The following is a 15,621-nucleotide window of genomic DNA, read 5'->3' as shown; positions in this document are numbered from 1 at the left end:
CCCCATATGCGTGCTCGCATGTCCCGTGCCCGCGTTCTCGTACTCAATTCCGCCCTTGGCCCGCTCGACTATCGTGTGCCGCATGGCATGTCGGTAGAGCCGGGATCCATCGTCGTGGCCCCGCTCGGCCCCCGTCAGTTGATGGGCGTCGTCTGGGAGCGGGAGCGACTGCCATCGGATGCTGAGGTGGGCGACAATCGCCTGCGTAACCTGCTTGCCGTCGCCGACGCTCCGCCACTCCGGCCGGCACTGCGTCGGCTGATTGAATGGACCGCTGACTATTATCTCGCGCCACCGGCCTCGGTCGCGCGAATGGCCCTGTCGTCGACCTCTGCACTGGAGGGCTCGCGGCACGTCATTGAATATCGCGCGACCGGGCACATCCCCGAGCGCATGACCGCTCAGCGAGAACAAGCACTCGAGCGAATCGGCGATCGCCAAGGCCTGATTCGGGAGCTGGCGGCAATCGCCGACGTGTCGGACGGGGTGATTCGAGGGCTGGTGAAAGTCGGCGCCATCGAAGGGGTCGAGGTGGATATCGACAGCCCCTATCCCCTGCCCGATCCGGAGCATGCACCCCCGACCCTCTCCGCCGATCAGCGCGCCGCCGCGGACGTGCTCATGGGGAATGTGGCAGCCCATGCCTTTCGCCCGACGCTGCTGGATGGCGTTACCGGCTCCGGCAAGACGGAGGTTTACTTTGAGGCGGTGGCCGAGGCGCTCAGGCATGATCGGCAGGTTCTGGTCCTGCTGCCCGAGATTGCACTCACCGAACCGTTCCTGAAGCGCTTCCACGATCGGTTCGGATGCGAACCGGTGGCGTGGCATTCGGGCCTCCGCTCCACGCAGCGGCGGCGCGCTTGGCGTGCCATCGCGAGCGGCGACGCGCGTGTGACGGTGGGCGCGCGATCGGCGCTCTTCCTTCCATACGCAAACCTCGGACTGATCGTCGTCGACGAAGCGCACGAGACCAGCTTCAAGCAAGAGGACGGGGTCCATTACCACGCGCGCGACGTGGCGGTGATGCGCGGCAAGTTCGAGAGCTGCCCTGTCATTCTCGCCTCCGCCACCCCCGCGATCGAGACTCGCCAGCAAGTCACGCTCGGCAATTATGCGGAGGTGAAGCTGCCGGGGCGCTTCGGCTTGGCGGAAATGCCGGCGATCGAAGCGCTCGACCTGCTGGAGCACAAGCCGGATCGCGGCCGCTGGCTTGCCCCACCACTGGTGAAGGCGCTGGAGGAGACGCTGGAGCGCGGTGAGCAATCCTTGTTGTTTCTCAACCGCCGCGGCTACGCTCCGCTAACGCTGTGCCGACACTGCGGCCACCGTTTCCAATGCCCGAACTGCACCGCTTGGATGGTCGAACACCGGCTGACCCGCCGTCTGGCCTGTCACCATTGTGGCCATATCGAACCAGTGCCGCGGGCTTGCCCGGAATGCAGCGAGGAAGACAGCCTCGTCGCCTGCGGCCCAGGCGTGGAGCGAATCGCAGACGAAGCGAGCGCGCTGTTCCCGGAAGCGCGGGTGGCGATCGTCACCTCCGACACGATATGGTCTCCGGCGAAAGCGGCCGAGTTCGTCGGCCGGATGGAGGCTGGCGCGATCGACATCGTGGTCGGCACTCAGCTGGTCACCAAGGGCTATCACTTTCCCAACCTTACCTTGGTGGGTGTGGTCGACGCTGATCTTGGGCTGGAGGGCGGTGACCTGCGCGCCGCGGAGCGGACGTTTCAGCAGATCCGCCAGGTTTCCGGCCGAGCAGGTCGCGGGGAGAAGCCCGGGCGCGTGTTCATCCAGACTCACTCACCGGGAGCGCAGGTGATGCAGGCGCTGGTGACTGGCGATTCGGAGGCGTTCTACGAAGCAGAGACGGACGCCAGACGCGAAGCGGGGGCGCCACCTTTCGGGCGCTATGCGGCAATCATCGTGTCGAGCGAGGATCAGGCCGCCGCGCAGGAAACCGCCCGGCTGATCGGGCGCAGCGCTCCTGAGGTGGACGGCATGCACGTCTATGGTCCGGCACCGGCCCCGCTCGCAATGCTGCGTGGCCGGCATCGGTTCCGGTTGTTGGTTCATGCGCGCCGGGCGCTGGATGTGCAGGAAGTGATCCGTGGCTGGCTCGGCGCGCTGGACTGGCCGTCCAAGGTGCGGGTCGCCGTTGATGTGGATCCATACAGCTTCCTCTGACGGATCGGTCGGAGAAGCTTAGCAGCGCCATCATCGCGGTTGCACTTCGTCACCGGACGCGTGTGCTCGCTGGCCCTCCGGTCAGCCCCGCAACCGCCGCAGAACGATGTAAAGCGCGCCTTGCCCTCCGTGCCGCGGGTGAGCACCGCGCACCGCGGCAATGGAGCCTGCGTGACGCGAACCGGCCAGCCAATCACCAATCGCGGCGCGGATAGCACCGCGCGCATGCGGACGCTCGCTCTCGGGACGCGGCGGCTTGCCCGTCACCAGCAAGATGACACGGTCACCCCGCGCAACAGAACGGGCGAGCGCCCCATCCAGAAGATCATGGGCAGAGTGCAAGGTGTGCCCATGTAGGTCGATCGTGGCGTCCGGCGTCACCAGCCCGCGCGCCAGCTTCTTGTCCCAACCGGCATCAAGCGTGATCCCCGGCAAAGGCCGCTTGGGCAAGTCTGCCGCCTTCTTGGGCGCGGGCAGCGGCCGCGTGGGAAGACGGCCGACCGGGCGCCTGGGCGGCTCGACCACGGGAGCCGGCTTCGGCACGGCTGCCGGGGCGACCGCGCGGAGCGGGCGAACCGTTGCCATTACCCGCGCCCAGAGCGCAGCCTCTTCAGGATTAAGGCCGCGCGACACCAAGCCGGGCCAGCGTGCCGGTAGGCACCAACAGGAATGCCGTGCCACGCGCGCTCATACCGCCGGCAATCGCGCGCGCCTCATCACCCGCACCCCAGAACGTGTCGAACCGATTGGTGCCCTTGATTGCCCCGCCAGTATCCTGCGCCACCCACAGGCCGGTGGCGTCCGTGCGATCCATGGACAGGAACACAGGGGCGCCCAGCGGAACGAAGCGCACATCGGCAGCAACTGTGGCCTGATCGGACACCGGCAGGCCCATCGCCCCCAGCGGCGGGCCATCCAGCACGCGGAAAAAAACGTAGCTCTTGTTCTCGCGCATGATCGCACGCCCCTGTTCGGGGTTGGCGTGCAACCAAGCAACGATGCCCTGCATGCTTGCCTCGCCGCGGCCGATCAGGCCACGATCAAGCATCAGCTTGCCGATGCCAGTATAGTCGCGCCCGTTCTGGCTGTCGTATCCGATCCGAAGCACGTCGCCATCCGACATCCGGACAAGGCCCGAACCCTGCACCTGCAGGAAGAACAGCTCCACCGGATCGACGGCATAGCCGAGGATACGGGCCTTTCCGGTGAGTGCGCCTTCCTCGATCATAGTGCGATCGTAATAAGGCACGAAATTCGTGCCCTCGACCCGACCTCGGATCTTCTTGCCTTTCAGGTCGGCGGAGAATTGCCCGAGATCCACGTCAACCAAATCACTCGGGCGCGCGTAGATCGGTGCATAACCGGGGCGATGACTGCGCGAACCGGCGATTTCCGGAATATAATAGCCGGTGGCGAAAGCCTTGCCGTCGCCGACCTGCACCGCTTCGAACCAGCGCGCAAAAAAGGCGCGTGCGTCCCCGCCCCGCGCGGCGGCATCGCAGGCAGGCTTCCAGTCGGCGCCGCGGGTCAGCCCGGTCGGGTCCGTGCGGCGAACCAGAGAGGGACAGCTGATACGAAAGGCCGCAAGCGCACGCTCGGCACCCTCGTTGGTGATCGGCAGGCTGGATACGGAGGGGCCAGCAGCCAGGCCGGCCGTTACGGCAGTAACCGCATCTGGCACCGCGGTGCTGGGGATCGGCGCCAGCGGCGTCGAGGGAACCGGCTGACGAACAGGCCCGGCAGGACGGGTTGGGGAACTTGGCCTTGCGACCGGACCGCTGCCGGAAGAAGTGGGCGGCACAACACCGCCGACGCATGCCGACAGCGCCAACGCCGCCAACAGCGCAATACCACCACGACCCAGCATTACGCCCCCGATGTTCAAACCACGATGCTCAAGCTTCGTCGGTGTCCGACAGCTTCCAATTGGGATCGCTGCTACGCAGGGTACGCGCGAACGTCCACACATCGTGGGTCTCGACGGCATCGCTGGTCGAACCGGCAATCACATTGCCCTCCGCGTCACGAGTGACCGCGGCGATCAGGGCATCGAAGCGAATGGTGATACGCGCGTCCTTGCCCTGCAGCGAAGCACCCGTGATCATGGCCCGTTCGATCGACACGAGCCGATTATCGAGAACTTCACCAGCTTCGTTTCGCTGCGCAATCGCATCACCAAAGGCGCGACCGACGTCCGCCGCGACCAGATCGCGCAGTGCGGCTTCGTCGCCCTTCCAAAAGGATTCCAAAATCATGCGGTAGGCGGCCTGAGCACCGTCCAGGAACCGGGCGACGTCAAAACCGGGTTCGGCAGCGATGATGGCACGAATGCCGGGCTCGGCGTTGCCTTCGAAAGGCTTGATGGCCGGCTCGCGCGGTTCGCTCGTCTTCTCGATCGCGCGCGGCAGTGGAGCCGGCACGACCCGCTCCTCCGCGGGCTTTGGCAACGGCTGCTCATGCCCCGTACGCTTGCCCAGCACCGAATAGAGCCGGAGCGCAAGGAATGCTGCAACCATCGCGAGCAGGACTATGTAAAACACCCGGCCTCCGATACGCTAAGGTCTCAACATAGTCGCCAACGCCTCGGGTTTCAAATGGCTGCCGCCGTTGAAACGATGCGGCCTCGCTGCTAGGCGCCGCGCCTGACGCGCGCGGCCCGGTCGCGCCATTTCTTCCCGAAGGACGAACAAGCATGGACGAGCAGGATTTTGGCGCCGGCACCGGCAATGAACCGCAGGCAAACGGCGCGGACAATGCTCCTGCCGTTGGCCTGATCTCGCAATATGTGAAGGACCTGTCGTTCGAGAATCCGAACGCGCCCGCGGTATTCCAGAACCAGCAGGGCCCGGAAATCAACGTGCAGTTCGACATTGCCGCGAATCAGGTGGCGGAAGACGCGCATGAAGTGACGCTGAAGATCGAGGTTCGTGCGGAAACGCAGGGCCGCGTCACCTTCCTGGTCGAGCTGGCCTATGCTGGCCTGTTCGGCGTTCGCAACGTACCGCTGGACGCACTGCAGCCGTTCCTGCTCGGCGAGGCGCCGCGCCTGCTGTTCCCGTTCGCGCGCCGCGTGGTCGCGGACACGATCCGCGACGGTGGCTTCCCGCCGCTGCTGCTGGAGCCGATCGATTTCAACGCACTTTACATGCAGCAGGCCGAACAGCGCGACGCTCAGCTGGCCTCCGGGAACTTCGGCCAGGCCTAAGCGACCGACCTGTTGCAAACCGACCGGCGCCACCCAGCCGGTCGGGCTGAGCCTGTCGAAGCTGGCGTTTCAGACACGCGCTTCGACACGCTCAGGACGAAGGGGGCTGTTGGCGAACGGGGCCTAGCACGATGAACCTCACCCGCGCGCTCGGATCGGTCGGCGGTCTGACGCTCGCCAGCCGCATTCTTGGCCTTGTCCGCGACTCGCTGTTCGCGCGGTTCGTCGGGGCAGGATTTGCCTCGGACGCGTTCCTGATCGCGTTTCGCCTTCCTAACATGTTCCGGGCGCTGTTCGCGGAAGGCGCATTTTCCGCCGCGTTCATCCCGATGTTCAACCGCAAGGTGGCGGACAAGGACGGCCGTGGCTTGCCGGACGGCATCGGCTTTGCCAGCGATACTTTGTCCGTCCTGCTGCCCGCGCTGATCGTGTTCACTTTGGTGATGCAACTTGCAGCCTGGCCAGTCACATGGCTGCTCTCCGGCGGATTCAACGCTGCCAGCCGCGAGGAGTTCGCGTTCGCCGTCGAACTATCCAGGATTACCTTCCCCTATCTGATGTTGATCAGCCTGGTGTCGTTGCTTGGCGGGATCCTCAACTCGCTGCAGCGTTTCTGGGTGGCGGCAGCGGCGCCGATCCTGCTCAATCTGACGCTGATTGCCGCGCTGCTGCTCTTCCACCATGATGACAACCTCGTCACCGCGCGGAATCAGGCGATTGCCGTTACCGTGTCGGGCGCGCTTCAGCTGTTATGGCTGATCTGGGCATGCCGCCGCGCGGGCGTGGCGCTGAAGCTGAAGCGGCCCACGCTCAATCCCGAAGTGAAGCGCCTGCTGGCGCTGATCTGGCCAGCAGCCGCGGGGGCCGGCGCAGTGCAGATAAACCTCGTAGTCTCAACGGCGCTTGCCGCCAGCCTGCTGTCCGCGGGATCGGTAAGCTATATCTATTTTGCGGACCGCCTGAACCAGCTGCCGCTCGGCCTGATTGGCATTGGCCTTGGCACCGTGCTGCTGCCCACGATCTCGCGCCAGCTTGGCCGGGGCGAGGATGCTGCCGCGATGGAGACTCAGAACCGGGGCATGGAGCTAGCGCTGTTCCTCACCCTGCCGGCAACGGCAGCGCTGATCGTCTGCGGCGCGCCAATCGTCGCAGCATTGTTTCAGCACGGCGCCTTCACCCCTGCCGACACGACGGCCACGGCCCAATCGCTCGCCGCGTTTTCAATTGGCCTTCCTTCCTACATCCTGGTGAAGGTGCTCACCCCCGGCTTCTACGCGCGGCAGGATACAAAGACCCCCGTGCGCTATGCGACGATCTCCATGGTCGTGAACCTGGTCCTGAACCTGGCCTTCATTTACCCGCTGGGTCACATGGGTCCGCCGTTGGCGACGGCGCTTGCCTCGACCGTCAACGTTGCATTGCTGTGGCGCGCGTTGGTGATGCGGGGTCACTTCGTTGCTGACGCACAGCTAAAGCGGCGCACGTGGCGGCTCGCGCTTGCTGCGCTGGTGATGGGCGCAGTGATGTGGTTCGCGAATGACCTGTTCCGCCCCTACACCACCGGACCCAGCCTGCACCGTTGGGGGGCGATGCTGGTGCTGGTCAGCGCGGGTGCGCTGGTCTATTTCGCCGCGACCTTCCTGTTCGGCGCCTTCCGGCTTGCCGATGTGAGAAGGCTTGTTCGTCGATAGGATCCCCCCAATGCGCGTCGTTTCCGGCATAAAGCCCACCGGCAATCTTCATCTCGGCAATTATCTCGGCGCGGTGAAGCAGTGGGTGGCGATGCAGGACGAGATCCAGGCCGCCGGCGGGGAGACGATGTACTTCATCGCCGACCTCCATGGCTTGACCGAGTGGATCGCACCGGCGGAGCTCACCGCCAACACGATCGAAATGACCGCGACCCTCGTTGCCGCTGGGATCGACCCGGAACGCTCGATCCTGTTCAACCAAACGCGCGTGCCGGCACACAGCGAGCTTGCCTGGCTGCTCAACAATGTCGCGCGGGTCGGGTGGCTGAACCGCATGACCCAGTTCAAGGACAAGGCAGGCAAGAACCGCGAGGGCGCCAGCGTCGGCCTGTATGACTATCCCGTGCTGATGGCGGCCGATGTGCTGCTCTACAATGCGACCCATGTGCCGGTCGGCGAGGATCAGAAGCAACATCTGGAGCTGGCCCGCGACATCGCGACCAAGTTCAACCAGGACTTTGAGACTGAGCTGTTCACGCTGCCTGAGCCGCTGATCAGCAAGGCCGCGCCGCGGATCATGAGCCTGCGCGACGCGTCGGCCAAGATGTCCAAGTCCAACCCTTCGGCGCAATCGGTCGTGAAGCTGATCGACAGCGATGAGACGATTGCCGACAAGTTCCGAAAGGCGAAGACCGACCCTGACGCGCTGCCCGACACGTGGGAGGCGCTGGAGGGTCGGCCAGAAGCGCGCAACCTCGTCACCATCTTCGCCGCGCTGGCGGATCGCACGCCGGAGGATGTGGTGGCGGAATTCGCTGGTCAGGGATTTGGGCAGTTCAAACCGGCATTGGCCGATCTGGCAGTCGCGAAGCTCGGGCCCATTCGCGACGAAATGGTCCGCCTGTTGAATGATCGCGGGGCGATCGACGCCATTCTAGCGCGCGGGGCCGAGAAGGCGCGCGATTTGGCCGCGCCCGTGCTGGTGAGGGCACAACAAGCGATGGGGCTTTTGGCCTAACCGCCGCCGCCGCTTCGCCCGATCAGGCGGCGCGGCGGTGCCGCCGACGCGCGTCGCGAAAAGAGCGGCAGCCCTCGTCGACGGACAATTGCCGCCGGACGGGCTTTATGTAACGCTTCACGTGCACAGCGAGAGTTACAGTCATCCTAGACGCCCTTCGCAGACTTGGCCGATCAAATCGCGCACCCAGGGCCGCAAAGGGCGAGCGCATCTATGCGATTGGGGACGTCCACGGCTGCGTCGACTTGCTCAACGATCTGTGGACTAGGATCATGGCGCATCAGGCAGCGTTGCCGGCGGTGCCCACTACCCACGTCCTGTTTCTGGGCGACATCGTGGATCGCGGCCCGGATACACGCGGCGCGCTCGAATGGCTGGACCGCAAACGTCACGAGGTGCCCGGCGTCACGACTCTTCTGGGCAATCACGAGGAGATGCTGCTGCGGACATGTGATCGTGATCCGATGAGCTTCATTAATTGGCTGCGCAATGGCGGCATCGAGGCCGCGGCGAGCTTCGGCCTGCCTTCCTTCGACGGCACCGATGCTGGCGCTTATATCGAGGAATTGCGCGCCGCGGTCTCGCCGGAGTGGATCGAGTGGATCAGGCGTTGGCCGCTGACTGCCACGTCGGGCGATTATTTCTTCTGCCACGCCGGTATTCGGCCGGGTGTCGCGCTGCGCAAACAGCAACGTCGCGACCTGCTGTGGATCCGCGAGGAATTCCTGGACGATTCCCGCGATCATGGCGGGGTCATCGTTCACGGACACACCATTTCCCCCCGAGTGGAGGTGCTGCCGAACCGGATCGGCGTCGACACCGGCGCTTATGCGACTGGCGTCCTCAGCGCTGTCTATCTGGAAGGTACGACAGTGGAGGTGATCGCAACCGATGGCTAGGCGAGGATCGAGCGCCCCGCCCGCCCGCTTTACGATCGCCTGAGCACGTAATAACCGATCTTCGGCTTCAGCGCCGCCTTTACCAGCTCGACGCCCACTTTCATGGCACCACGCGCCAACGCGCGCGGGCCGCCGGTTTCCACCGAAATGCTGCGTCGCCTGACCTCGCTCACCTTCGTGAGGCCGTTGTTCGCCGCGAGCCAATCAATCGTCGCCTCGGAAAAGGCGTTGAGATGCTCAAGCGGCTGGATGGACGCGAAGGCTTCCGTCTCGCCCGGGATCGCCTTGGCTCCGCCACTTGCGAACATCGCTTCGGTGGGCAGCCCCTTGGCCGTCAGCAATTGCTCCAGCTTGCCGCGGTATGGGATTGCCGCCTTGAAGAGACCGCCGGGCGCCACAGCTCGGGCGAGGCGCGCGAAATCCCGACCGGGATGTACCAGATGCTCAAGCACCTGTTCGGTGTGAACCAGGTCGAAGGTCATGGCGTCGACGTCGTCGTCCTCGATCACCTCCAGCCCCAGCGTACGCGCCAGCCGCTTCTTGTCCTCGCCGATCTCGGTGACATAGACGGTGGCGCCCATCGCACGAGCTACGCGCGCCCAGCGGCCCTGCCCCACCCCAAAATCCAGCATGGTGATATCGGCCGGATGCTTGCCGATCATCTCGAACAGCACGGTGAACTCGCCCGCGATCCGGTGGAACTCGCCCAGCGTCAGCAACCCGCGCTCATACTCATCCAGAAATTCCGGCGAGATCATTTTGGTGTAGATGATCTCGAGCATCGCCTCGTTCGGCGTCTGAACCTGGAACAGCAGGTCGCAGGTGCGGCATTTGTCCACTTCGAAGGGGACGCCAGCGAGCAGCGACCAGTCGATCACCCCCTGTCGGCCGAAGTTCGATTGCACCAGCGCGCGAACCGGATCCTCGTCATAGCGCGCGGTGTAGATCCGGACGATGTCTTGGCCTTCGCACACGGGACATGCGCTGCGTGGGCTGAAATTGGGCATCGCGGTCGGCTGTAGCGTCAAAGGGGCCGGCCTCCTTGGCGGAAGGCCCTCGTACAGCGGTGTCGGCGGGCGCTGTCAAGGAAGTGAAGGTCACTCCGACGGCATCGCTGCCCATTGGCGCCGCGCTGCGCGCTGAACCAGCACAAGATCGACGAGCCAACCAAGTGCCATCGCCACGATCGTCCAGACTGGCGCGAAGAACACCAAGGCGATTACCACCGCCGCCACATTCACCAGCGAGGACCATATCACCGTTCGGGCAAGTTGGCGGAAGCCACCGGAGGCCTGAACCATGATATTGGCCGGCACCTGCATCATGATCAGCAAAGTGACTGATATCCACGACAGCGTGGCAAGGCGGACCAGGTCAAGATCGTAATCCGGCGGGAAAACAAGATGCGGTGCCAAGCACAGGACGCCGATCGCCAGCGCAACCGCCGCTAACCAACCGAGCATCAGCACCCAGAAGAACAGGCGCACCGTTCGCCGCAGCTCACTCGTTTTCCCGGCAGCGATCAGCCGTGCCATCTGCGGCCGCTCGTACTCGCCCAGCGCATTCTGCACGACGTTCAATGGCCGCAGCAGCAGCGCCGCCGCCGCCAGGGGAGCCATCGCCGCCGCGCCCGACGTGAGCGTCACCAGATAGACGTGCGTGTTGGCTGCCGCTTCGGATGCCAGCACACCCAGCAGCGCCCATCGCGACCGGCTCTGCCATACCCCGCGATAAAAGCGCCAGGACTGGCGACCGGGTCGGGCGAGCAGCTGGGACAGATACGGCGCACCAAATGCCAGCAGGCTGGACGCCGCGCCGAGCGCCAGCGCACCATAGCATGCCGTTTCAGGAGTGAAGCGGATCAGATAGGCAGCCGCTCCAAATGCCAGCAATGTGATCGCACCGTAGCTTACGTCGGACACAGCCGCCCTGCCCGCTTGATCGTTCGCATAGGCCCATGCCCGGCCCACCCAGCGCAGGATCATCATCGCCGTATAAAGGCCGTAGCAAAGCGCAGCCGGCGTCGGCAGCTCCATGGCACCGGCCAGCAGACCAAAGGCGACGGCGAGAATGACGGCGGCGAGCACAGTCGCGCTCAGGATCGAAGCTACAGAGCCTGCCCGGTCCTGCACGGTGCCGGCGGAGATCGTTTGAAGCGGCGCGCCGAACAGAGCCATGGACAGCGCGACAGTGAATTGCGCCGCAACGAACAGAAAGGTGAACGTGCCGAATGCGGCGGGTGTCTCCAGGCGAAGCATCGCGAAAGACAGTAGGAAGTGTGTCCCGGCGAGCACGACCGGACCCAGCGCGGCGAGCAGATAGCGTCGTACCCGCAAAAGATACCAGCTGCCGGAATTCGTTGACGAGTGGCTAGCCACCAATGCTCCTTGCCCGAACCGGCGAGCCCGGCTCGTGGCGAAAGCGAGCCGTTCCATCAAGGGGTCTGGCAACAAAGCGTTACCTACCCTCCTGTTGCAGATACTATTGATTTGACGCAAATCCGCAGCGCGGCGGGGGGCGCCGCTTTCACGCGGGTCAAGGAACAGAGGAAATGGCGCGGCGGTTCATCGTTCACGCGGGCGCGCACAAGACAGGCACGTCTGCATTTCAGGAATGGGCGGTCCGCAATCGTGCCGCTCTACTGGAGGCCGGCTTCCTTTACCCTGCGACCGGCGCCACGAAATTGGGCAATCACGCGGCTATGGTCAGCGCGCTTGCCGGCGCCATCGACGACGAAAAACGATCGGCCCACCTCCTTCGCGCGTTCGACATTGAGTTGAAAACGCGGCCGGATGCTGCCGTGATCCTTTCCGCTGAGCTGATGTCCACGCTGGGCTTCATTCGCAAGGTGGACGGGCTATACCGCTCGCTCGCGCAGTACAGCGACAACGCAACCGTGGTACTGGTCGTCCGTGACCAAATCGAATGGCGGAACTCCTGCTACGCGCAGGCTCGCCAGATGCTGAGCCACTTGCCACGATTTCGGGATTTCACGCGGGTGGGAAAGCAGGGCCCGCGCAGCGGCAATTGGGATTTCCTCGAACAGAAATACCGAGATGCCGGCTTCGCATTCGAAACCCTCGCCTTTGACAAGCGTGTGCGCGACTCCGGGATCGTCGCTGCGATGGCCGGCCTGCCCTGCCTCGCCGGCACGGCTGACGTTGGCGATCGCGAACGCACCGAAACAAATCCCACTGTCGGCGCCCTCGCCCTTTTGGTTGCAGAGCAGGTCCGCGCGGCGGTTGATCAGGGCCCGGCACTGCCGCAGAGTTCTCGCGTAAAGCTGGCGACGATCATCGCGAAACACACCGATCACCTTCCGACGACCCGTTTCAACGGCTTCGACGCGGAGTTGGCCAACCAACTGCGAGCCACCTATCGCGACAGCAACGACTCCTTTGCCAAACGCCATTTCGGCGTGCGCTGGCACGAGCTGTTTCCGCCCAAGAAGATCGAATATGTGTCCTGCGATACAATCGAAGAGCTTGAGCCCGCCGAACGCGACCAGATCCGTGACATTGCCGGTCGCGTGGTGATCGAGGCGGTCGAAACCGGGCTGCTGCAGCTCTCGCCAGCAACGCTTTCTCGCTGATTCCTGAACGGAGCTGATCCATGCTCGTCGACGACACGTCCGCAATTGCGGATCTCCTTGCCTGCCCCATTTGCGGCGGCAATCTGCGCATGAGCGGTAGCGAGCAGCTGCAGTGCGAAAGGCCCGGCTGCGGCCATCATCAGGCGCCTTTCCCGCGGCTCGGCGGCAAGGACGTGCTGATCGATTTCGACGACAGCGTGCTTAATCGGGAAACGACGCTCGCCAGCGGCGCCACCAGCGTCGTCGGCCGTGGACGCTGGCGGGCCGTGCTCAGCCGCGTGGTCGATGGCTCAAACCGCTATGCGGCGACCCTGGCCAGGCTGATGGTAGAAGGCGTCAGCCAGCGCGCCGGCCAACGCAAGCCCGTGATCGTCGTGATGGGCGCCGGTGAGATCGGCCATGGATCGGAACCGCTGTACGCAACGACTGACGCCGACATCATCGCCTTCGATATCTACGCCTCGCCGAACATCACCTTCGTGGCAGATGCCCATGCCATTCCGCTGCGCGACGGGGTTGCGGATGGTGTGTGGATCCAGGGCGTGCTGGAGCTGGTGGTCGATCCCCGGAAGGTGGTGGCCGAGGCGAGCCGGATCCTGAAACCGGGCGGCCTGATGTTCACCGATACCGCCTTCATGTGGCCGGTGTGCGAACAAGCCTATGACTTCAATCGCTGGTCGCCGAGCGGGCTACGCTGGTTGTTCCGCGACTTCGACGTGCTTGCTGCCGGACAGTCGACCGGGCCTGGCACGATGACGGTGTTGGCGATCCGGTACCTGTTCCAATCCCTGCTTCGCAGCACCAAGCTTGGTCAGATTGCCGCGTTCCCGTTCGTGTGGATCCGTCTGCTCGATTATCTCTGCGGGGATCGGCGCGCGCTCGATGCATCAGTGGGCATGTTCATCTTCGGCCGAAAGCGTGATCGCCCGATCGAGATCGATGATCTGCTTTCCTACTATGGAGAGCAGCCCCGCCTGAAAAAGGCGATGCGTACGCTTGGCCGGGATCCCAAGGCACGGCGCGCCTTGCTTCAGGAACGAGGACGGTCAGACCTCAGATAAGCGCGGGAATAGCGATAAGAAGCCAAAGCAACGTGGCCAGTCCGAGCCAGATGCCGAGATGCGAGGTTTCCACGGCGCGCTCAGCGGTAAATCGCGGGCGCGTGAAGCGGCGCTCCTCATCGATGTAGGACATCGCAAAACGCACCTGCTTTCTACCCTTGCTCATCAACACCGCCCCGCGTTCGTCAATCATATCTAGGAGCGATTTTGCCTCGACGGTGAATGCACGCCGATATTTTCGCGCCAATCCAAGAGTAGCAATGCTCGCCAGTTGTTGGTGGGCTCTTATGGCGCATCACAGGGCTCGTGAGCGGATCCTCTCCAACTATCTGGGTTTACGCCCTTCTTGTCGTATCAATACGAACAGGTACAAGTTCCGTTCCGCTGATGTTCAGAAACGGACCGTGTTGACGTTCCTTCGGCTATGAATTGCACGTTTCGCGCTTGACCGCTGGACGGCGCACCGTAATGCAACATTCCACAAGAAGCGACGGCCGCTGGGGGGCAAGGGCCGAAACGCCGCCGTTCCGAAGTCGCTTTTCGGGGGGAACAGCAAAGGGGGCATGTTATTCCCATGTCCGACATCTATCCGTCGCAGGATTGGCTTAAACCAGTCCAGACCGACACGGCGCCTAGTGAAGACAAAAGGGCGATGCGACTTCGCTTCTATGTCGCGTTGCTTATCGGAGACGTTGTTTCTTTAGGTACCGGTTTCGGTATCGGCCGCACGATTGCCGATGTTCGCGGATTACCGTCCGAAAGCTTCGGATTGCTTGGCGCCGTATTGCCAATCTACCTGTTACTAGGTTCACGCGCGTATTCGGCTACCACACTTGAGCGGTGGCGCTCATCTGCGTGGATTGCTTTCGCCAATCTGCTTACCGCCTTTCTCGTCACAATCTTTGTTGCCTTCCTCCTGAAGGAAGTTTCTCCGATCTCGCGGCTCAGCGCTGCCTTCAGCTTCGTATGCTCGGCGGCCCTGCTCCTGCTTACCCGCAGCCTCATCGGGACGTGGAGCGAACGCGTGTTTCGGGGCGCGGCGCTAAGCCGAATGCTGATCATTGATGGCGTCAACATCCCGCTGCCCGAAGGGCTCAAGATCGTTTCGAGCGAACCGATTGAGTCGACGGAGACGACCATTCATCCGCTGGCCCTCGACCGGCTCGCCCGCCAGTTGAAGGGCGTCGACGAGGTATATGTCGCGTGCCCTCCTTCCCGTCGGGCCAACTGGGCAACGGTGCTGAAAGGAACCAGCGTTCAGGCGCAACTTCTGGTGCCGGAACTCGACACGATTGGCGTGATTGGAAACAAACATTTCGCCGGCATCGCGTCCGTCCTCGTCTCCGCCGGCGGGCTGAAGCTGCGGGAACGGATCCTCAAGCGCATGCTGGATCTGGTGATTGCGGTGCCGGCGTTGCTCTTCCTCGCGCCCCTGTTGCTGGTAGTCGCGATCCTGGTGAAGCTCGACAGCCGTGGGCCGGTGCTGTTCGTTCAGACCCGCGTCGGCAAGGGCAACCACCTGTTCGCGATGTACAAGTTTCGAAGCATGCGGCAGTCCGCCTGCGATAGCGACGGCAATGTATCAACCGCGCGAGACGATGACCGCGTGACCCGTATCGGCAAGTTCATTCGCGCGACCAGCATCGATGAACTGCCGCAATTGTTGAACATCCTGCGTGGGGACATGAGCTTCGTCGGGCCGCGCCCGCACGCCATGGGATCGCTGGCTGGCGACCAGCTCTTCTGGGAAGTCGATCAGCGCTACCACCATCGGCACGTCTGCAAACCCGGACTTACCGGCCTTGCCCAGGTGCGTGGCTTTCGCGGGGCCACCCATCGCCGGGAGGATCTCGTCAACCGCCTGGATGCCGATCTAGAATATGTGAACGGCTGGAGCCTGATGCGTGACGTGATTATTCTCTTCGCCACCTTGAAGGTCGTGGTTCACCGCAACGCCTTCTGAGGGGA

General features: G+C 63.8%; 14 protein-coding genes. 8 read left to right on the top strand and 6 right to left on the bottom strand.

Going from position 1 to position 15,621, the window contains the following annotated elements; all coding sequences use genetic code 11:
* Positions 1-18 precede the first annotated feature (18 nt).
* On the top strand, positions 19-2,187 hold the full coding sequence (locus tag LQ954_RS02045; RefSeq protein ID WP_231021699.1) for a primosomal protein N': 2,169 nt from the start codon (positions 19-21) through the stop codon (positions 2,185-2,187).
* An 81-nt stretch (positions 2,188-2,268) separates the two neighbouring features.
* On the opposite strand, the gene LQ954_RS02040 is transcribed toward LQ954_RS02045, so the two are convergent.
* Genes LQ954_RS02040 through LQ954_RS02030 form a run of 3 tightly spaced genes read right to left on the bottom strand, consistent with a single transcriptional unit; the run spans position 2,269 to position 4,727 of the window.
* Entirely contained in the window at positions 2,269-2,772 is a 504-nt protein-coding gene (locus tag LQ954_RS02040) for a Smr/MutS family protein (RefSeq protein ID WP_231021697.1), read from the bottom strand.
* Positions 2,773-2,803: 31 nt separating this feature from the next.
* The gene (locus tag LQ954_RS02035; RefSeq protein ID WP_231021695.1) at positions 2,804-4,054 is read right to left on the bottom strand and encodes a murein transglycosylase A; all 1,251 of its coding nucleotides are present in this window, start codon (positions 4,052-4,054) and stop codon (positions 2,804-2,806) included.
* Positions 4,055-4,082: 28 nt separating this feature from the next.
* Complete coding sequence (locus LQ954_RS02030; protein WP_227771475.1) at positions 4,083-4,727, bottom strand: Tim44/TimA family putative adaptor protein; 645 nt, start codon at positions 4,725-4,727, stop codon at positions 4,083-4,085.
* A gap of 152 nt (positions 4,728-4,879) precedes the next feature.
* Here LQ954_RS02030 and secB point away from each other — a divergent pair, with 152 nt between their 5' ends.
* The 4 genes from secB (at position 4,880) to LQ954_RS02010 (ending at position 9,000) form a co-directional block, all read left to right on the top strand.
* Positions 4,880-5,392 carry a protein-export chaperone SecB gene (gene secB / locus LQ954_RS02025; RefSeq protein WP_227771474.1) on the top strand — a complete coding sequence of 171 codons (513 nt, stop codon included), beginning with the start codon at positions 4,880-4,882 and terminating at the stop codon, positions 5,390-5,392.
* 131 nt (positions 5,393-5,523) lie between these two features.
* Complete coding sequence (gene murJ / locus LQ954_RS02020) at positions 5,524-7,083, top strand: murein biosynthesis integral membrane protein MurJ (protein ID WP_227771473.1); 1,560 nt, start codon at positions 5,524-5,526, stop codon at positions 7,081-7,083.
* A gap of 10 nt (positions 7,084-7,093) precedes the next feature.
* Complete coding sequence (trpS, locus tag LQ954_RS02015) at positions 7,094-8,101, top strand: tryptophan--tRNA ligase (protein ID WP_231021693.1); 1,008 nt, start codon at positions 7,094-7,096, stop codon at positions 8,099-8,101.
* A gap of 143 nt (positions 8,102-8,244) precedes the next feature.
* A complete protein-coding gene (locus tag LQ954_RS02010; RefSeq protein WP_231022698.1) occupies positions 8,245-9,000 on the top strand; it encodes a metallophosphoesterase family protein in 756 nt (251 codons plus the stop codon).
* A 29-nt stretch (positions 9,001-9,029) separates the two neighbouring features.
* On the opposite strand, the gene LQ954_RS02005 is transcribed toward LQ954_RS02010, so the two are convergent.
* Positions 9,030-9,974, bottom strand: a complete 945-nt coding sequence (locus tag LQ954_RS02005; protein ID WP_227771471.1) for a class I SAM-dependent methyltransferase — start codon at positions 9,972-9,974, stop codon at positions 9,030-9,032.
* A gap of 123 nt (positions 9,975-10,097) precedes the next feature.
* On the bottom strand, positions 10,098-11,378 hold the full coding sequence (locus LQ954_RS02000; protein ID WP_231021691.1) for a hypothetical protein: 1,281 nt from the start codon (positions 11,376-11,378) through the stop codon (positions 10,098-10,100).
* 173 nt (positions 11,379-11,551) lie between these two features.
* Between LQ954_RS02000 and LQ954_RS01995 the strand changes: the two genes are divergently transcribed.
* A complete protein-coding gene (locus LQ954_RS01995) occupies positions 11,552-12,592 on the top strand; it encodes a hypothetical protein (protein WP_231021690.1) in 1,041 nt (346 codons plus the stop codon).
* Between the two features lie 20 nt (positions 12,593-12,612).
* Positions 12,613-13,653: a class I SAM-dependent methyltransferase gene (locus LQ954_RS01990; protein ID WP_231021688.1), complete on the top strand. Its 1,041-nt coding sequence runs from the start codon at positions 12,613-12,615 to the stop codon at positions 13,651-13,653.
* Here LQ954_RS01990 and LQ954_RS01985 read toward each other — a convergent pair.
* A complete protein-coding gene (locus tag LQ954_RS01985; RefSeq protein WP_227771467.1) occupies positions 13,646-13,846 on the bottom strand; it encodes a hypothetical protein in 201 nt (66 codons plus the stop codon). The two genes, LQ954_RS01990 and LQ954_RS01985, sit on opposite strands and share 8 nt — an antisense overlap.
* A 381-nt stretch (positions 13,847-14,227) precedes the next feature.
* Between LQ954_RS01985 and LQ954_RS01980 the strand changes: the two genes are divergently transcribed.
* A complete protein-coding gene (locus LQ954_RS01980; protein ID WP_231021687.1) occupies positions 14,228-15,616 on the top strand; it encodes a sugar transferase in 1,389 nt (462 codons plus the stop codon).
* The last annotated feature ends 5 nt before the right edge of the window (positions 15,617-15,621 follow it).

It is taken from the genome of Sphingomonas sp. IC-11 (assembly GCF_021043365.1).
Lineage (GTDB): Bacteria > Pseudomonadota > Alphaproteobacteria > Sphingomonadales > Sphingomonadaceae > Sphingomonas.
The sequence above is the reverse complement of the archived record's forward strand: the minus strand, read 5'-3'. Positions and strand labels throughout refer to the sequence as shown.